The organism is Streptomyces sp. NPDC048192 (genome assembly GCF_043202415.1).
Taxonomy (GTDB): Bacteria; Actinomycetota; Actinomycetes; order Streptomycetales; family Streptomycetaceae; genus Streptomyces.
This window is the reverse complement of the sequence record NZ_JBIDAL010000018.1, coordinates 92,168-110,169: the sequence shown is the minus strand read 5'-3', so window position 1 is coordinate 110,169 and position 18,002 is coordinate 92,168. Positions and strand designations below refer to the sequence as shown.

Here is an 18,002-nt window from a genome sequence, read left to right as displayed (position 1 = left end):
TCATGGCCAAGCGCCTTGTCCTCTGCTGCGACGGGACGTGGAACTTCGCCGACCAGCCGAGCCGGACGAACGTCGCCAAGGTCGCGCTGTCCGTGCGCTCCGGGGCCGTCGGCGGAGACGAACAGTGCGTCTACTACCACAGCGGCGTCGGAACCAGACCCTGGCAGCACCTGAGCGGGGGCGCGTTCGGCGTGGGTCTGTCCCAGAACGTGATCGACGCCTACCGCTACCTGGTCCAGACGTACGAGCCTCCGGACGAACTGTACTTCTTCGGTTTCAGCCGGGGCGCGTTCACCGTGCGAAGCCTGGCGGGCCTCGTGCGCAACTGCGGCATCCTGCGCCGGGAGCACGCCGACCGGATCCCGGCAGCCTGGAGCCTCTACCGCGACCGGCTCGAGATGCCGAGCGGCGCGGCCTCCACGCTGTTCCGCCGCTCCTACGCGCGCGAGACGGAGATCCGGTTCATCGGGGTGTGGGACACGGTCGGTGCCCTCGGCATCCCGGTTCCGGCCTCCCCGAAGCTCGAACGGGTGGTGGACCGCTTCAACCAGCAGTGGGCGTTCCACGACACCACGCTGAGCAGCTGGGTCACGGCGGCCTGCCAAGCGCTGGCCATCGACGAGGAGCGCCCGGCGTTCCAGCCGACGCTGTGGCACCAGCAGCCCGGAGCTGCCGGGCGCGGCCAGGAACTGGAGCAGGTGTGGTTCGCCGGTGTGCACTGCGATGTCGGCGGCGGCTACCAGGAGACGGGGCTGTCCGACATCACCCTCGGCTGGATGATCGACCAGGCCCGCAAGCACGGACTGGCCTTCGATCTCCAGGCGCTCAGCACGGCCGGGCCACCCGATATGACGCCGCGGGACAGCATCGATTTCCGGGTGCAGCCGAACATCCTGGGCCGGCTGCACCAGTCACGGACAGGACTGTGGCGACTGGCTGAGCCGCTGCACCGGCCCATCGGATGCGCGGCGGATTCCGACCACCGGCTCGACGGAAACGAGTTCCTGGCAGTGCAGGTCAAGGAACGTTACGACAAGGATCCCGCCTACCGGCCCCCGGAACTCGTGAAATACCTCGCCGACCAGCACCGAGTCCGGCTGGCTCGTTGATCAGTACCCGGCTGCACTCAGCCCCCCTCGGGCCGCCACATCCAGCGGAGGGCATCGGGGAGCAGGACGCCGCCGTGGTTGGGGCTGTGACCGCCGTCGCCCAGGACCAGGCGGAAGTCGTAGCCTGCTTCCGCGAGCGCGGCCGCGACGCGCAGGTTTTCGGCGAGCCAGTTCCGCTCGGGCTCGTTCCAGCGCAGGTCACGATGGCCCGCTTGGAGGAAGATGCGCAGCGGCTTGCGGGGAACGCGGGGAAGGAGTTCCGGGTAGGGGTTGCCGCCGGGCATCTGCGTGAAGCTGGACAGGTACGCGATGACCCGGCGGAACTTGTCGGGGCGCAGCCATGCCGCGGTGAACGCGCAGTTGCCGCCGCTGCTGCCACCGCAGATGCCCCACCGGTCGGGGTCCTCGGCGATCGAGTAGCGCTTGCCGACCTCGGGGATGATCTCGTCCAGGAGGAAACTGACGTACCGATCGTCGAATGCGTCGTACTCGTTGTTGCGGTTCTTGGGATCCTCGGCGTCGGGAAAGACTCCGGGATCGACGAACACGCCGACGCTGACCGGGATGTCACCCCGGTGCACGAGGTTGTCCAGCACGATCGCACCGCGGATCTCTCCCGCGGGGTCCAGGTACCACCACCCGTCCTGGAACACCATGAGCGACGCCGGGGTGGCAGGGTCGTAACCCGCCGGCACATGGACCCAGAACTTCCGGGATGTGCCCGGGTACACCGCGCTGTCGTTCCAGTCGAACTAGATCGTCTCGCCGGCGGGCACGCCGGGCTGTGCAGCGGAATCGGGGCCGTGGGCGTAGCGGACGCCCGACTGGTGAATCGGAAGCGGCTGGTAGGGCACTTCGATGCTCACGCGGGCCAACCTAGGAGAGAACACAGCAGACCTCAAAGGGGTTTGAGGTCTGCTGCGAAGCTGCCGGTCACAGCGATCACGGTCTGGACGTAAATCCCCTTGTCTCCCTGCGAGTTCGGCTCTGCCCCTGTCCGCTGACGAGCCCGTTAGGGTGGCCCGGTGAGCGACGAGACCGTGGACAGACTGAACCGCTTCCGGGCCGAGGCGGCATCCCAGGGCCTGCCGTCGGAGGAGGTGGAGGAATGGGTACGTGTCGCCCTGCCGGCGGTGTACATGGCCGAGGGCGGTGACGGTCCCCTCGTGGCCCGGGTCGGCGGCGACCCCCTGCTGCCGCACGGCGTGCCGAAGCCGTCCGATCCCTTCGTGGCCTCCGTCGACCTCGCGGCCCTCCCGCCGGGCGCGACCGGCCTTCCGCTGCCCGCCGACGGCCACCTGCTGTTCTTCTCCGGCACCGACGTGCACGGTGTCGAGGGGCAGGTGCCCGACGCGGTGCTGTACGTCCCCGCCGGAACCCCGACGACCCCGAGCCCCCTCGAACACAGCTGGCGCGAGCCGTACCAGCCACGTGAACTGCGCACGGTCTGGCACCAGTTGAGCGCGAAGATGCCGGAGAGCTTCGCCGTCGACAGGTGGGGCGACTTCCCCGAGGACGAGCAGTTCGAACTCGCCGACGAACTCGGCGGCGCCTGGGAGGACATGGGCGGTTACCGCCCTCCCTGGACCTTGCAGATCGGCGGCCATCCGGTCTCGCCCCAGAACGACCCCGTCCACTACGCCCGCGATCCCGAGGAGTCCGGCCCCGTCGAACACGGCGGTGCGGGCCACCGAGAGGGCGCCGACGACTGGGCTCTCCTGGCCACCTGGAGGTGCGGCGACGACGTCACGGAACTGGACTCCGGTGTGGCCCACTGGGTGATCCGCCACCGGGACCTGGCGGCCCGGCGCTTCGACCGGGTTCACCGCTACGTCGAAATGGCCTGACCGTGTGGGTCGGGGACGAGGCGCTGCCACAGACCCGTGAGGCGCTGCCATGCCCTGGCGAGCGGCGCCGGAATGCCCGAGCCGCGGCAGCGGCCGTAGGGAGGCGCCCGCGGCCGGGGTGCCGGGCTCAGCGGAGCAGCAGGTCGCGGATCGCCCCCGTGATCTCGTCGGGGGCCTCCTCGGCCATGAAGTGCCCCGCCCCGGTCAGCCGGTGGTCCAGGTCCGGCGCCCACGCGCGCCAGACCGCGGCGGCGTCGTAGCCCAGATGCGTGCCCCAGTCCTGCTGGACGACCGTCACGGGCATGGCCAGCTGGGAACCGGCGTCCCGGTCCGCCTGGTCGTGTGTGATGTCGATGCCCGCCGAGGCCCGGTAGTCCGCGACGATCGACGGCACGGCCGCGGCGCATGCCCGCAGGTACGCGGCCCGGACCGGTTCCGGAAGGGCGGCCGGATCCCCGGCCCAGGCATCGAGGAAGGAGCCGAAGTAGACGTCCGCACTGTTGGCGATCATCGTCTCCGGCAGCCCCGGCGGCTGCGCCATGAGGAACAGGTGATAGCCGACCGCCGCCGGAACACCGTGCAGGACGTTCCACATGTCCAGCGTCGGCACCACATCGAGGATGCCCAGGTGCGTCAGGGTCTCGGGATGGTCCAGCCCCGCCCGGAAGGCGACCAGGGCGCCCCGGTCGTGGCCGACCAGAGCGAAGCGCTCATGCCCGAGCGCCGCCGCCAGAGCGACGACATCGGCGGCCATGGTGCGCTTGGAGTACACCTCGGGTCCGGTGGCCGCCGGCTTGTCGCTGGCGCCGTAGCCGCGCAGGTCGGGACAGATCACCGTGTGCTCGTCTGCGAGCCGCTGGGCGACGTGCCGCCACATCAGGTGGGTCTGCGGAAAGCCGTGCAGCAGTACGACCGGGCTGCCGCTGCCGCCGACGGCGGCGGCCAGCTCCACTCCGTCCGTGCCGGGCAGGCGGACCTGGTCGAAACCGGGAATGGTGAGCGTCATGAAAGGCCCCTTCCTGGGGTCGGTGGACCGATGAATGCCTTGGTCCGAGGACTGACGGGATCAGCGTCGGCGACGGCGATCAGCAGCCGATCAGTACGCTTCGACGCCGCGGACCCGCGGCACGGAAGATGGAGGGCATGCGAATCGACGTACTCGGTGCCGTGCGGGCCCTGCGCGATGACGGCACCCCGGTCGACCTGGGCGGACCCCGCCACCGCGAGGTGCTCGCCCGGCTCGTCGCCGCCGAGGGACGGATGGTCGCCACCGACACCCTCGTGGACGACCTGTGGGCCGAGCCGCCGGTGCGCGCCGTGGGTGCGTTGCGTACGTTCGTCGCCGCCCTGCGCCGCGCCATCGAACCCGACCGGCCGCCCCGCACTCGGCCGCGCGTCCTCGTCACCGAAGGTCCCGGCTACGCGCTGCGCCTGCCGCGTGACAACGTGGACGTCCACCGGTTCGAGGACGCCCTGGCCCGCGCCCGGCGTACCTCCGACGCGCTGACCGACCTCGACGCGGCCCTCGCAGCCTGGCGCGGTCCCGCGTACGCCGACGTGACCGGCTCCGCGTGGGCCCAGCGGGAGCGGACCCGGCTGGAGGAGCTGCGGCTGGAGGGCGTGGAACTGCGCGCCCGCCTCCTGCTCGACTCCGGTGCAGGGGCGGAGCTCGTCGCCGAACTGGGCGCCCACGTCGCCGAGCACCCCTGGCGCGAGCCGGCCTGGGGACTGCTCGCCCGCGCACTGCACCGGGCGGGCCGTCAGGCAGACGCGCTGGCCACCCTCCGCCGCGCCCGCACGATGCTCGCGGACCAGCTCGGGCTGGACCCAGGCGCCGACCTACGGCGCCTGGAGACGGACATCCTCCACGGAGCTACGACGCTCCGGCCCCCGCGTACCGTGTGGACCGCCGGCGTACGACTCGGCCCGCGCACCACCGTGGAACTGGCCCGCACCCTGGCCCTGGCGGGTGGCGACGCCCTCGTCCACTCGCGGCGCGACCGCCTCGCCGCCGTCCAGGCGGCGGAGCGCACCGGAGACGTCGCCCTGACCGCCCGCGTCATCGGCGCCTACGACGTGCCCGCCCTCTGGAGCCGGGCCGACGACCCCGAGCAGTCCCGCGCCGTCGTCGCGGCGGCCGAACGCACGCTCACCGCGCTCGGCGCCGACGGCCCCGCCGAACTGCGCGCCCGACTGCTGGCCACCGTCGCGGTCGAGAGCCGCAGCGCCGATCTGTCCGGCACCGGATCGAGGCGCGCCGGACAGGCGGCGCGCGAGGCCGAGGCGCTGGCCCGGGAGCTGGGTGATCCCGCACTGCTGGTGTTCGCCCTCAACGGGGTGTTCCTCCAGTCCTTCACCCGGCCCGGGCTCGCGGCGGCACGTGACGCGATCGGCGCCGAGATCCTCGACCTGGCCACCCGGCACGCGTTGCCGAACTTCGCCGTGCTCGGCCGGCTCATCCGCCTGCAATCCGCCTCCGCTCTCGGCGACCTCGACGCCGCGACCGCACACGCCGAGGCCGCCGAGCAGCTCGCCGTCACCACCGAGGCCTCTCTCGTCCCCGTGCTCACCGGCTGGTTCCGGGCCCGGGTCACGGCCGCCCGCAGCACCGCACCGGGCGGACCGACCGCCGCCACGGCCGCGGCGCACTACCGCGCCGCCGAGGACGCCCTCGCCGGAACGGCGGGCATGCCGGGGCTGCACCGGGGCCTGTTCGCCCTCGCACTCCTGGGCCTTCGTCTCCTGCACGGACGTCCCGCGCCCACCGACCCCGCCCTCGACTGGGGACCGTACCGCCCCTGGACACACCCCTTGGTACTGCTCGCCCGCAACCGGGTCGAGGAGGCCCGCACCGCTCTGACCACGGCACCCGAACCACCCCTCGATCACATGCAGGAGGCACTCTGGTGCCTGACCGCCCACGCCGCCGCCCGCCTCGGCGAACGCCCGGCCGCCGCCCGCGCCGCGGCGGCCCTGCGCCCCGCCCACACCGAACACGCTGGCGCGGCGAGCGGAATGCTGACGCTGGGACCGGTGTCGCGGTACCTGGCGGAGGCGGAGGCATGCGCCGGCAGGAGATGACCGACTTTCTCCGCGCACCCGCTCCCAGCCGGCGCGGACGGCCGCAATCGGCCACTTCCCGCGCATCCTCGGATGCGGGTGAACGATGTCGCGTAGGATGGGAGTTGCCGTCCCGGTGGTCTCCCCCGTCCACCGGGACGCTCCCTTGTCGCCGGCCGCACATCTGGTGGATGCACCGTCACCGACCGCGTCTCCCGCCCGCCGCAAGTCCCCGTCAGGCGGACTCTGGGCTGGTCTCAGGAGGCGTCCGGGGCCGCGCCGGCGGGATCCGTGCCGTCAGCTCCAGACAGCGCCAGCCGGTTGCGTTCGGCGCGCCGCGCGACCTGCGAGGCGCACTACTCCGGTCTGGGCTTCGTCGGTACGCACAGCGATGCGAGGCCCGCGGCCGTTAGATAGGCGAGCGCGCCCATGGCCATGCTGGTGCGCAGACCGGTGGTGTAGTCACCGGCTGTGGCAAGCAGGCTGCCGCCGATCGCCACGCCGGTGGCGCTGCCGATCTGGCGGGTGGTGTTGAACAGGGCGGAGGCGGTCCCCGAGTACGCCGGGGGTGCGGCGCCCATCACGGTGGCGGTCGAGCCGGTCAGGGCGAAGGACGTACCGAAGCCCGCGGCCATCATCGGAGCCACCAGCAGCGGATAGGCCGGATGGGCTCCCGCGGCGGCCCAGCCGGCCAACCCGAGGGCGGCCAGGAGCATGCCGCAGACCACCAGCGGACGGTCACCGGTACGGCGGCTCAGCCGTCCCGACAGGACGGAGGCGAACATGGTCATCGCCACCGCCGGGAAGAGCGCCAACCCGGTGCCCAGGGCGCTGAAGCCACGCTGGTGCTGGAATTCGAGGCTGGCGGTGAACACCATGCCGTAGAAGGCGAAGTTGAACAGCATGCCGAGGACGGCCCCACCGCTCATCGCACGGGAGTCGAGCAGGCCCAGCGGAAGGGCGGGGGAGCGGGCCAGCCGCTCGCGCACCGCGAACGCCGCGGCCGCCGACACGCTCAGGCCCAGCCCGGCGAGAACCGCCGGATCGGTCCAGCCGCGCCGCCCCGCCTCGTTGAGCGATGCGGTCAGCAGCGCCACCGCCGCCGCGACCGCGCACTGCGCCGGCCAGTCGAGCGACCGGGCGGTGCGCCCGGGGGAGCGGGTCACGTGCCGGAGCGTCAGCACCAGGCAGGCCACACCGACGGGCAGATTGATGAGGAACACCCAGCGCCAGCCCACCGTCGAGACGAGCAGCCCGCCCAGCACAGGCCCGGCGGAGGCCGCGATGCCCGCCATCGAACCCCACAGGCCGAAGGCCCGCGCGCGTGCGGCCGGTGCCGGGTAGGCCTGCTGGAGCAGAGCCAGGGAGGCGGGCACGATCAGCGCCGCGCCGAACCCCTCGGCCATCCGGGCCGCAACGAGGAAGGAGGCGGTCGGCGCGAGCGCGCACGCGGCCGAGGAGACGGTGAACACCGTCACGCCCCAGCAGAAGACCCGACGGCTGCCCAACCGGTCACCCAGCGCACCACCGGTCAGGAGGAACCCGGCGAAGACCAGGGTGTACCCGTCGGTGATCCACTGGATGCCCGTCAGGGAGACCGACAGGTCCCGGCCGATCACCGGCACGGCGACGTTGATGACCGTCACGTCCAGAATGACCATGAAGTACCCGGCGCACACCGCCAGCAGCGGTGCCCACGACCGCCGCGCGGGGTTCGGCCCGGACGTCGGCAAGGACGTGGTCTCGTCGTCCCCGGCCGATCCTTCGCACGCCACGGCTCCCACTCCGTCCCGTACGTGCAGACCCCGGCTTCAAGAATCGTACGGCCTGATGCCCGCGTACCCGATGAGGGCCGCACCGGCGACGAGCAACAGCAGCGGCATCGGAGGGTTCAAAGATCCTGAGCGGCGCAAAGTACGCGCGGCGGTGCCGCTGGGGCCTGCTGTCGCCCGGTTCCCGGCGTTCGGCAGGCTCGCTCCGGTCACTGCGCCGGGATCGTACGCACCGGGTGCTTGCTCATGATCGAGACCCGGTTGAAGGCGTTGATGGTGATCGCCACCCAGACCACCGCGGAGATCTCGTCATCGGTCAGGGCCTGGCGGGCGGCGTCGTAGGCGTCCTGCTGTCCGACGATGTCCGCCGGGTTGGTGGTCGCCTCCGCCAGGGCGAGCGCCGCCCGCTCACGGGCGCTGAACAGCTCGGTGTCGCGCCACGCGGGGAGCACGCCGAGGCGCTGAGTGCTTTCTCCGGCGCGCAGCGCAGCCCGGGTGTGGACGTTGAGGCAGTAGGCGCAGCCGTTGATCTGGGAGACCCGCAGGTTGATCAGCTCCACCAGCCTGCGGTCCAGGCCGGCGTCCGCGGCGACCGCCCGGACATCCTCGGCGGTCCGGGTCAGGGCCTGGTAGGCCCGGGGGCTCTGCTTGTCGACGAACACCCGTCGGTCGGCCTGCGTCTGGGTCGGACCGTTCACCTGCACTCCTTCGGGCGGGCCGCGTCCGGCGGCTCCTGGACAGGTCGCCCTCAGGGGTGGCGCCCGCGATCCTCCTCATGATAGTTGAACAAGTAACGAAAGTGGGGTGTTGCCTGATGAGCAACCCAGAGGCGCGTCTCGTCGAACGACTACGCGGACCAGGGCACGGCGGGGAAGCAGATCTCCAGGTCGAGGTCCTCTCCGCACGGGACGTCCCCCTGGGCGGTCCTCGCGCCATGACCGTGCGACGCACCCTGCCGCAGCGGGCCCGGACCCTGATCGGCGCCTGGTGCTTCGCCGACCACTACGGGCCCGACGACGTCGCCGAGACGGGCGGGATGGATGTCGCCCCGCACCCGCACACGGGACTCCAGACGGTGAGCTGGCTCTTCAGCGGCGAGATCGAGCACCGCGACAGCCTGGGCACCAGGGCTTTCGTACGCCCCGGGGAACTGAACCTCATGACGGGCGGACACGGCATCGCCCACTCGGAGGTCTCCACCCCCGACACCACCGTCCTGCACGGAGTGCAGTTGTGGGTGGCCCTGCCCGAAGAGCACCGGCACGCCGCGCGCGCTTTTCACCACCACGTCCCACGCACCGTCCCGCTGGGCGGCGGCGAGGTACGGGTCTTCCTCGGCTCGCTGGCCGGTGACACGTCACCTGTCCCCACCTTCACGCCGCTGCTCGGTGCCGAAGTCGTGCTCCAGCCCCGCGCGACCGTCGTCCTCGCCGTCGACGAGCGCTTCGAGCACGGCCTGCTGGTCGACCGTGGAGAGGTCCGGATGGCCGGAACACCGCTGCACCCGGCCGAGCTCGGCTATCTCGCCCCCGGTCACGCGGCGCTGACCGTCGCGAACACCTCCGACGTCGCAGCCCGGATGATCCTGCTCGGCGGACCGCCCTTCGACGAGCAGATCCTCATGTGGTGGAACTTCGTCGGCCGCAGCCACGAGGAGATCGTCCAGGCCCGCGAGGAATGGCAGAACGCCTCCGACCGTTTCGGCGAGGTCGTGGGCTACGACGGGGACCGGCTGCCCGCCCCGGCGCTGCCCAACGCCGTCATCCGCCCACGCCGCAATCCCGCACCGCACCCCCGGCTCCCGGAAGGCACCCCATGACCACGTCCGCCCCCACCGCCGTCGAACGAGCCGATGACAAGCATCGCTACGAGATCCTGGTCGACGGCGCGCTCGCCGGCTTCACCGAGTACCTGGACCATGACGAGCAGCGCGTTTTCTACCACACCGAGATCGACGACGCCTTCGCCGGACAGGGGCTCGCCTCCCGCCTGGTCCAGCAGGCCCTGACAGACGTGCGGAGCACCGGTATGCGCATCGTGCCCGTCTGCCCGTACGTGGCCAAATTCCTGCAGAAACACGACGAGTTCGCCGACATCACCGATCCGGTCACGCCGGACATCAAGCGGTGGCTCCGCGAGGCACTGCACTGACCCGTCCCCGCTGCCGGTCGCAGCGGGGACGGGGATGAGGGCGACACCGAGCACGAGGATGGGCTCAGATCGCGCACCGATAAGTTTCATGCGCCGCGCCGGTCTGTACGCGTGAGACCGACCCACGGAAGGCAGGCGGCATGCGGAAACTGATCTACGGCATGAACCTGAGCCTGGACGGCTACATCGCCGCGCCCGGCGACGACATCGGCTGGAGCGTGCCGAGCGACGAGCTGTTCCAGTTCTGGTCCGACCAGTTGCAGGCGACCGACCTGACGCTGTACGGGCGCAGGCTGTGGCAGACGATGAGCTCCTACTGGCCGACCGGCGACCAGCAGCCGCACGCGACCCCGGCGGAGACCGAGTTCGCGCGCCGCTGGCGGGACATGCCGAAGGTGGTGTTCTCCTCGACGATCGACAAGGTCGACTGGAACACCCGCCTGGTCACCGGTGACGCGGTCGCCGAGATCACCCGGCTCAAGGCCGAGGACGGCGGCCCGATGGACATCGGCGGCGCGACGCTCGCCGGGGCGGCCATGCGGGCCGGGCTGATCGACGAGTACGTGCTGGCCACCGCGCCGGTCCTGGTGGGCGGCGGCACGCCGTTCTTCACCGCGCTGGACAGCTGGGTGAACCTGAACCTGGTGGAGACCCGGACGCTTCCCTGCGGCGTGATCCTGACCAGGTACGCGACGAGGCGCTGAGCGCCCGTCCGGGAGTCACGGGCCATCTGCGTGCACGAAGGGCTCGGGACGGTCGTGCCCGCCGGTGGCCGGCGGTGCCGTGTTCACCGGCCGGGCGCCCCCGTGCGCAGGCCGTCCATGACGAGGTCCAGGAGCCTGGTGGCGCGGGGCCTCCAGTCGCCGTGGGGGCCGAGCTGCCACAGGCCGCCGATGGCGAGGAGGAAGTCGTCCGCCGTGACGCCGGGCCGGATGGTGCCGGCTTCCTCGTTGGCGCGCAGCAGCAGTTCCGCCGCCTCGGTCACCGGCGTGTGGGCCGGCTTCGCCGGGCTGCCGGGCGCGCTGGTGACCTGCCGGATCGCGTCGGCCAGGCCGGCCTTGGTCATCGCGAACTCCGCGAGCCGGTCCATCCAGGCCCGCAGTGCCTGCTCGGGCGGCCGGGTCCGGAGCAGGTGGGCCGCGCTGTCGGCGACGTGCTGCATCTCGTGACGGTAGATCTCCAGGACGAGTGCCTCGCGGCTGGGGAAGTTGCGGTAGAGGGTTCCCTGGCCGACGCCGGCCTTCTTGGCGATCGCGCTCAGCGGGGCGTCCGCGCAGCGGGACAGCTCGGCGAGTGCCACCTCCAGGATGCGCTCGCGGTTGCGTTGTGCGTCCGAGCGCCGGGGTGCGTCGTTCATCTGCGGCACTCGTCCTCCCCGAGGGTTCGTGGCCGAACCTCGCCCTTGCTAAGCGGACAGCTGTCCGTTACGTTTTCCAGGTAGCGGACAGCTGTCCGATTGATGTCCACCATAGCTGCGGACGTGCCCCTGCGGCAGTCCGCGGTCCCTTCGCTTCCAGCACCACGCACCGCCGACCGACCCCGCGGCACAGTGCCGCACCCACGACTCCTGCGCACCACCCGGTTCACCTCGGTTGCCGACCCCCCTCATCTGCCCTGGAAATGCGAAAGAAGCTGCTCATGGCCTCATCGACGTCCAGTGTCATCACCCTGAACATCAACGGCGAGAAGTACACACTGCCCGTCGACCACCGCACCACCCTGCTCGACGCCCTGCGCGAGCGCCTCGCGCTGACCGGCTCCAAGAAGGGCTGTGACCAGGGACAGTGCGGCGCCTGTACGGTCCTGCTGGACGGCCGTAGGGCCGTGTCCTGCCTGCAACTGGCCGTGGCGGCCGAGGGCCGGGAGATCACCACCATCGAAGGCGTCGCCGAGGGCGACCAGCTGCATCCCGTGCAGCAGGCGTTCCTCGACCTGGACGGTTTCCAGTGCGGCTACTGCACTCCGGGACAGATCTGCTCGGCGATCGGGGTGATCCAGGAGCACGCGGCGGGCTGGCCCAGCGCCGTCACCGACGACATCCGGCCCGAGGCCGGACCGCCGCCGCTGACCGCCGAGGAGATCCGCGAGCGCATGAGCGGCAATCTGTGCCGGTGCAGCGCCTACGTCTCGATCGTCGAGGCCGTGGCCCGGGCGGCCGAGGCACAGCCGGACGCAGGGCGCGCCGGGCTCGGGACGGAGCCGAAGGAGGCCGTGGCATGAGGGAGTTCGACTATCGGCGGGCGTCCGACGTCGCCGGCGCCGTCGCGCTGCTCGGCGCCGATCCGGACACCCGCTTCCTCGGTGGCGGCACCAACCTGGTCGACCTCATGAAGGCCGGCGTCGAACGTCCTGCCCGGCTCGTCGACATCCGCGAACTCCCGTTGGATCAGATCGAGCCGACTTCGGAGGGCGGCCTGCGCATCGGCGCCACCGTCACCAACGGCGACCTGGCCGCGCACCCCGAGGTCCGCCGCCGCTACCCGGCGCTGGCCCAGGCGGTGCTGGCCGGCGCCTCCGGGCAGCTGCGCAACATGGCCACGGTCGGCGGGAACCTGCTCCAGCGCACCCGCTGCGGCTACTTCACCGACGTCACCAAGCCCTGCAACAAGCGCGTCCCGGGCAGCGGCTGCCCCGCCGTCGAGGGCGAGCACCGCAACCACGCGATCCTGGGCGCGTCGGAGCACTGCGTCGCCGTACACCCCTCCGACATGGCGGTCGCGCTCGCCGCCTTCGACGCCGTCGTCCACTTCGAGACCGCCGACGGGCCGGGCGAGCTGCCCCTGACGGACTTCTACCTGCCCGTCGGCGACACCCCGCACCGTGAGACCGCCCTGCCGCCGGGCGCCCTGATCACGGGCGTCGTCCTGCCGCCCCTCCCGGTCGCCGCGAACTCGCGCTACCGCAAGGTGCGCGAGCGCGCCTCGTACGCGTTCGCCATCGGCTCGCTCGCCGCCGCGCTCGACGTGCGGGACGGCGTCGTACGCGACGCGCGCCTGGCCTTCGGCGCCGTCGCCTCCCGGCCCTGGCGCGCCCTCGCCGCCGAACGCGTCCTGATCGGCGCCCCGGCCGACGCCGAGACCTATGCCGCCGCGGCGGATGCCGAACTGGCGGCGGCACGGCCACTGCCCCAGAACGGATACAAGGTGACCCTCATGCGCAACCTCGTCGTGGCCGAGCTCAGCGAACTCGCAGGGGAGGCCGCCCGATGACCACCGTCACCACGTCCGCACACACGCAGACGCGCTCCGTCGGCACCGCCCACACCCGCGTGGAGGGCAGGGACAAGGTCACCGGCACGGCCCGTTACGCGGGCGAGATCCCCTTCGCCGACCTCGCGCACGGCTGGCTGGTGCTCTCCACGGTCGCCCGCGGCCGCATCCGCGCCATCGACAGCGACCCCGTCCTCGCCATGCCGGGCGTCCTCGCCGTGATCGACCACCGCAACTCCCTGCGCGTGAACACCGACTACACCGGCCTGATGGGCATGAAGCCCGACCCGACCTGCGCCGTCTTCCAGCACGACCGGGTGCCGCACCTGGGCTGGCCGGTGGCGCTGGTCGTGGCCGAGACGTCAGAGCAGGCCAGGGAGGCCGCCGAGGCGCTCGTGGTGCACTACGACCAGGAGCCCCACGACATCGACTTCACCGCGGGCCACCCGCGCGCCTACCCGGCGAACGGGCACATGCCGGCGGTGACGGAGAAGGGCGACCTGGACGCCGAACTGGCCGCGTCCGCCGTCGTCGTGGACGCCGAGTACCGCACCCCCGAAGAGCACCACAACCCGATGGAGCCGCACGCGGCGACCGCCCACTGGGACGGCGGCCGGCTCGAGGTGGTCGACTCCAACCAGGGCGCCACCTGGGTCATCGGCGAACTCGCGAACCTCTTCTCGCTCGACCCGGCGTCGGTGCGGGTGCGCTCCGAGCACGTCGGCGGCGGCTTCGGCAGCAAGGGCGTACGCGCCCACCAGGTGTCCGCGGTGATGGCCGCGACCATCCTGCAGCGCCCCGTACGCGTCGTCCTGACCCGCCGTCAGATGTTCTCGCTGGCCGGCTACCGCAGCCCCACCATCCAGCGGGTCAGGCTCGGCGCCGACGCCGAGGGGCGGCTGCGCGCGCTGGAGCACAGCTCCCTCAGCCTCACCTCCACCGTGCACGAGTTCGTCGAGCCGAGCGCCGGGGTGGCCCGGGTGATGTACGACGCCGACGCCCACCACACGGCCAACCGCCTGGTCCGGCTCGACGTGCCCACCCCGACGTTCATGCGGGCCCCGGGCGAGGCGCCGGGCTCCTTCGCACTGGAGGCGGCGCTCGACGAACTCGCCGAGAAGGGCGGCATCGACCCGGTCGAGCTGCGCCTGCGCAACGACCCCGAGCGGGGCCCGGTGTCCGGCCTGCCGTTCGCCGGCCGCAACATGGCCGCCTGCTTCCGGGAGGGCGCCCGCAGGTTCGGCTGGGCGGACCGGGACCCGCGCCCCGGCGTGCGCCGGGACGGCCGCTGGCTGCTCGGCACCGGCACCGCGGCGGCCTCCTTCCCCGCGGGCGCGGCGCCCTCCACGGCGACCGTGACCGCGCACCCGGACGGCGGCTTCACCGTGCGGATCGCCGCGGCCGACATCGGCACCGGCGCCCGTACCGCACTCACCCTGGTCGCCGCCGACGCGCTGGGCGTGCCCCCGGAGCGGGTCCGCGTCCGCATCGGTGACAGCGACTTCGGGCCGGCGATGATCGCCGGCGGTTCCATGGGCACCCGCTCCTGGTCCTGGGCGGTCGCGGCCGCGGCCGAGGAGCTGCGCGACAGGCTGGCCCTCGGGGCCGACATCCCCCCGGAGGGCATCACGGTGCGCTCGGACACCACCGAGGCCATCGGCGCCCTCGCGCCCGCCGAACGCCACTCCTTCGGAGCCCAGTTCGCCGAGGTCGCCGTGGACGTCACCACCGGCGAGGTGCGCGTGCGGCGCATGCTCGGCATCTTCGCGGCGGGCCGGATCGTCAACCCGCTCACCGCACGCAGCCAGCTCGTGGGCGGCATGATCTGGGGCATCTCCATGGCCCTGCACGAGGAAGCCGTGCGGGACCGCGCCTCGGGCGGCCACGTCGGCGCCGACCTCGCCGGCTACCACGTGGCCACCCACGCCGACGTCCCGCACGTCGAGGCCGACTGGATCGACGACACCGACCCGAACGACCCGGTCGGCATCAAGGGCATCGGCGAGGTCGGCATCGTGGGCGCCGCGGCCGCCGTAGCCAACGCGGTCTGGCACGCGACGGGCGTGCGCCACCGTGCCCTGCCCATCCGGCCGGACCGGGTCCTGACCGCGGCAGCGGGAGCGCTTGATGCTTGACCTGGCCGACGAGCTGGCCCGGTGGATCGAGGAGGGCCGGGAGTTCGCCGTCGCCACCGTGGTGGCCGTCGGCGGCAGCGCACCGCGCGGTCCCGGCGCCGCGCTCGCCGTGGACGGCGCGGGCACCGTCATCGGCTCGGTCTCCGGCGGCTGCGTCGAGGGCGCGGTGTACGACCTGTGCCTGGAGGCGCTGCGCACCGGAAAGAGCGTGCTCGAACGCTTCGGCTACAGCGACGAGGACGCCTTCGCCGTCGGACTGACCTGCGGCGGCACGATCGAGGTGCTGGTCACACCGGTGTCCGGACAGGCACCCGACCGGTCGGTCCTCGCGGCGGCCGTGGCGGCCGCCGCCGAGGGCCGGCCGGCGGCTCTCGCCCGGGTCGCCCGCGGGCCGGCCGGGCTTCTGGGCCGGGCCCTGCTGGTGCGTCCTGACGGCACGCAGGAGGGCGGTCTCGGCGGCCACCCGGACCTGGACGGCACGGCGGCGGCCGAGGCCCGTGCCCTGCTGGAGGCGGGCCGTACCGGCACGGTGGAGATCTCGGCGGACGGCTCGCACTGCCCCGGCGGCCTCACCCTGCTGGTCGAGTCGAACGTGCCGCCGCCGCGCATGATCGTCTTCGGTGCGGTGGACTTCGCCTCGGCGCTGGTGCGGGCCGGCAAGTTCCTCGGCTATCACGTGACCGTGTGCGACGCCCGCCCGGTCTTCGCCACGCGGGCCCGCTTTCCCGACGCCGACGAGGTCGTCGTGGACTGGCCGCACCGCTACCTGCGGCGCACCGCGACCGACGCCCGCACGGTCCTGTGCGTCCTCACCCACGACGCGAAGTTCGACGTACCCCTGCTCAAGCTGGCCCTCGGCATGCCGGTGGCGTTCGTCGGCGCGATGGGCTCGCGCCGCACCCACGAGGACCGCAACCGGCGTCTGCGGGCCGAAGGCGTGAGCGAGCGGGAGCTGGCCCGACTGCGCTCCCCGATCGGCCTCGACCTCGGTGCCCGTACGCCCGAGGAGACGGCTCTGTCGATCGCGGCGGAGATCGTCGCCACGAGGCGCGGCGGCACCGGTGCACCGCTGACCGGCTCCCGGACACCGATCCACCGCGACCTCCAGCCAGCGGGAGCACCGGGGAGATGAGCTTCATCGACCGATGAGCTACTGCCCACTTCGGTGCCACGGGCCAAGTGCAGCGCCGGGCGCGGGCCCCGCACTCTACGATCAGCTGGTACGGCTGCTGGAGAGGGGCGGGAATGCTTGAGGGCAGTGAGGACGGGGCAGCGGCGGCCCTACGGCTCGCCAATGGTGCGTCGCTGGAGAGCACGCTGGACGTCGCCGACCCCGGTGACTGGCTCGCCTTGGACGCAGGAGCGCGTCAGGTGGCCTGGTACCGGCCGCGGTTCCTGCCGGAATGGGAGTACGCCGCCCCGCTGCCCGCCGAACTGAGCGGGCTCGGCGAGTCCGGGCTCGCCCTCGCCCTCTGCCACCGCGACGGACGCATCCGTCAGGAGGCGGTGCGCCGGGCGGCTGATCATCCCGGTCTGATGCCGTTGGTCGTGATCCGCTGCGCCGACTGGGCCGGTCCGGTGCGCGAGTGTGCCCGGCAGGTGCTGCGCGAGGCCCTGGATGCAGAATCCGCCCTCGACGCGGCATCCCTGATCCTTCGCGTCGGCCGCCGCGACAGAGGTGCCTTCGGTGTCGATGTGCTGGGTCAGGTGGTGCGCCGGGCATCCAGCGGGCAACTCGGTGCTCTCTTCGCCGACCGAGACCGCATGGTCCGGCGGTTCGCATACCGGCATGCCGTCGAGGGCCGGCTGCTCCCTGCCGGTGAGCTGGCCCGCGCGGCCGCCCAGGACGAGGACACCGTGGTCCAGGACCTGTGCGCCACAGCGGCACTGGAAGCCCTGGGCAGTGCGGGCGCATACACGGACGTGCTGCCTCCACTTCTGTCCTCGCGCAACCCGCGTGTCCGCTCAGCGGGCGTCACCGGACTGCGGCGGGCGGGATGGTCACAGCGGGCGGAGTCGTTTCTGAGCGACCGGTCCGCGCTCGTGCGTGCGTGCGCCCGGTATGTCGTACGGCAGCAGGGAGGTGATCCGGCGGCCTGGTACCGGCAGCGGTGCAGGGAACCGGACGACCTCGAGCTGCCGCCGGGCGCGGTCATCGGACTGGCCGAGTGCGGCAACCGCGCGGACGCCGCGCTGCTGTGGCCACTGCTCGCGCACCCCGCGGGCGGCGTGCGGGCGCGGGCGGTGGCAGGCCTGCGGACACTGGACTGCGTGGATGCCAAGCGGTTGCGGCCGCTCCTGGACGACCCTGGCGCCGGCGTCGTCCGCGAGACAGTCGTCGCCCTGCTGCCCTCGGTGAAGGAACTGTCCGCCGACTGGCTACTGGAACGCACCGGCTTCGAACGGCCGCGGCACGTCCGCGTCGGCGCGTTCCGGCTGCTCGACGCGCGCGGCGACATCGTGGCGCTGCGGGCGGCGGTCGGCCTGCTGCAGGACCCGGACGTGAAGCTGCGCACCTGGGCCCAGCAGAGCGTGCAGCGCTGGCATCCGTCGGCGGACGTGCGGCGCGGCGACCCGGAGGTGGAGGAACTGCTCGACCGGAGCCGGCACCTCTTCAGCGACTACGTGCTGCGCCGGCGCAAGCGGGAGGCGGGGGTGGGCTGTTGCTCTTCCCGGACGTGCCGATGTACTGCCTCGACACCCCGGCCGGCGCCGTGAG

General features: G+C 72.5%; 16 protein-coding genes. 11 read left to right on the top strand and 5 right to left on the bottom strand.

Going from position 1 to position 18,002, the window contains the following annotated elements:
* Positions 1-2: 2 nt before the first annotated feature.
* Positions 3-1,109: a DUF2235 domain-containing protein gene (locus tag ACGFZN_RS32510; RefSeq protein ID WP_393862041.1), complete on the top strand. Its 1,107-nt coding sequence runs from the start codon at positions 3-5 to the stop codon at positions 1,107-1,109.
* Positions 1,110-1,126: 17 nt separating this feature from the next.
* Here ACGFZN_RS32510 and ACGFZN_RS32505 read toward each other — a convergent pair whose 3' ends face one another.
* Positions 1,127-1,840 (bottom strand): alpha/beta hydrolase, encoded by a 714-nt coding sequence (locus ACGFZN_RS32505; protein ID WP_393862040.1) that lies wholly within the window; start codon positions 1,838-1,840, stop codon positions 1,127-1,129.
* A 294-nt stretch (positions 1,841-2,134) separates the two neighbouring features.
* Between ACGFZN_RS32505 and ACGFZN_RS32500 the strand changes: the two genes are divergently transcribed.
* The gene (locus tag ACGFZN_RS32500; RefSeq protein ID WP_393862039.1) at positions 2,135-2,956 is read left to right on the top strand and encodes a DUF1963 domain-containing protein; all 822 of its coding nucleotides are present in this window, start codon (positions 2,135-2,137) and stop codon (positions 2,954-2,956) included.
* 127 nt (positions 2,957-3,083) lie between these two features.
* Here the strand turns inward: ACGFZN_RS32500 and ACGFZN_RS32495 are convergent, their stop codons facing one another.
* Entirely contained in the window at positions 3,084-3,962 is an 879-nt protein-coding gene (locus ACGFZN_RS32495) for an alpha/beta fold hydrolase (protein ID WP_393862038.1), read from the bottom strand.
* Positions 3,963-4,099: 137 nt separating this feature from the next.
* Here ACGFZN_RS32495 and ACGFZN_RS32490 point away from each other — a divergent pair, with 137 nt between their 5' ends.
* Positions 4,100-6,037, top strand: coding sequence for a BTAD domain-containing putative transcriptional regulator (locus tag ACGFZN_RS32490; protein WP_393862037.1), 1,938 nt, complete (start codon positions 4,100-4,102; stop codon positions 6,035-6,037).
* A gap of 335 nt (positions 6,038-6,372) precedes the next feature.
* Here ACGFZN_RS32490 and ACGFZN_RS32485 read toward each other — a convergent pair whose 3' ends face one another.
* Together ACGFZN_RS32485 and ACGFZN_RS32480 are read right to left on the bottom strand one after the other, a co-directional pair.
* Positions 6,373-7,749 (bottom strand): MFS transporter, encoded by a 1,377-nt coding sequence (locus tag ACGFZN_RS32485; RefSeq protein WP_393862112.1) that lies wholly within the window; start codon positions 7,747-7,749, stop codon positions 6,373-6,375.
* Between the two features lie 248 nt (positions 7,750-7,997).
* Positions 7,998-8,486, bottom strand: a complete 489-nt coding sequence (locus tag ACGFZN_RS32480; RefSeq protein ID WP_393862036.1) for a carboxymuconolactone decarboxylase family protein — start codon at positions 8,484-8,486, stop codon at positions 7,998-8,000.
* Positions 8,487-8,602: 116 nt separating this feature from the next.
* Between ACGFZN_RS32480 and ACGFZN_RS32475 the strand changes: the two genes are divergently transcribed.
* The 3 genes from ACGFZN_RS32475 (at position 8,603) to ACGFZN_RS32465 (ending at position 10,643) form a co-directional block, all read left to right on the top strand.
* A complete protein-coding gene (locus ACGFZN_RS32475) occupies positions 8,603-9,607 on the top strand; it encodes a pirin family protein (RefSeq protein WP_393862035.1) in 1,005 nt (334 codons plus the stop codon).
* Positions 9,604-9,939 carry a GNAT family N-acetyltransferase gene (locus tag ACGFZN_RS32470; protein ID WP_393862034.1) on the top strand — a complete coding sequence of 112 codons (336 nt, stop codon included), beginning with the start codon at positions 9,604-9,606 and terminating at the stop codon, positions 9,937-9,939. The genes ACGFZN_RS32475 and ACGFZN_RS32470 overlap by 4 nt, the downstream gene beginning before the upstream one ends.
* 140 nt (positions 9,940-10,079) lie before the next feature.
* Positions 10,080-10,643, top strand: a complete 564-nt coding sequence (locus ACGFZN_RS32465) for a dihydrofolate reductase family protein (RefSeq protein ID WP_393862033.1) — start codon at positions 10,080-10,082, stop codon at positions 10,641-10,643.
* 83 nt (positions 10,644-10,726) lie between these two features.
* On the opposite strand, the gene ACGFZN_RS32460 is transcribed toward ACGFZN_RS32465, so the two are convergent.
* Positions 10,727-11,296 carry a TetR/AcrR family transcriptional regulator gene (locus tag ACGFZN_RS32460; RefSeq protein WP_393862032.1) on the bottom strand — a complete coding sequence of 190 codons (570 nt, stop codon included), beginning with the start codon at positions 11,294-11,296 and terminating at the stop codon, positions 10,727-10,729.
* 281 nt (positions 11,297-11,577) lie between these two features.
* Here ACGFZN_RS32460 and ACGFZN_RS32455 point away from each other — a divergent pair, with 281 nt between their 5' ends.
* The 5 genes from ACGFZN_RS32455 to ACGFZN_RS32435 all read left to right on the top strand — a co-directional run bounded on the left by ACGFZN_RS32455 (position 11,578) and on the right by ACGFZN_RS32435 (position 18,001).
* The gene (locus ACGFZN_RS32455) at positions 11,578-12,159 is read left to right on the top strand and encodes a (2Fe-2S)-binding protein (RefSeq protein WP_055705212.1); all 582 of its coding nucleotides are present in this window, start codon (positions 11,578-11,580) and stop codon (positions 12,157-12,159) included.
* On the top strand, positions 12,156-13,148 hold the full coding sequence (locus ACGFZN_RS32450; RefSeq protein WP_393862031.1) for an FAD binding domain-containing protein: 993 nt from the start codon (positions 12,156-12,158) through the stop codon (positions 13,146-13,148). Before ACGFZN_RS32455 ends, ACGFZN_RS32450 begins: the two co-directional genes overlap by 4 nt.
* On the top strand, positions 13,145-15,283 hold the full coding sequence (locus ACGFZN_RS32445) for a xanthine dehydrogenase family protein molybdopterin-binding subunit (protein WP_393862030.1): 2,139 nt from the start codon (positions 13,145-13,147) through the stop codon (positions 15,281-15,283). The genes ACGFZN_RS32450 and ACGFZN_RS32445 overlap by 4 nt, the downstream gene beginning before the upstream one ends.
* Positions 15,276-16,415 (top strand): XdhC family protein, encoded by a 1,140-nt coding sequence (locus ACGFZN_RS32440; RefSeq protein ID WP_393862029.1) that lies wholly within the window; start codon positions 15,276-15,278, stop codon positions 16,413-16,415. Before ACGFZN_RS32445 ends, ACGFZN_RS32440 begins: the two co-directional genes overlap by 8 nt.
* 113 nt (positions 16,416-16,528) lie before the next feature.
* Positions 16,529-18,001 carry a hypothetical protein gene (locus ACGFZN_RS32435; RefSeq protein WP_393862028.1) on the top strand — a complete coding sequence of 491 codons (1,473 nt, stop codon included), beginning with the start codon at positions 16,529-16,531 and terminating at the stop codon, positions 17,999-18,001.
* Position 18,002 lies beyond the last annotated feature (1 nt).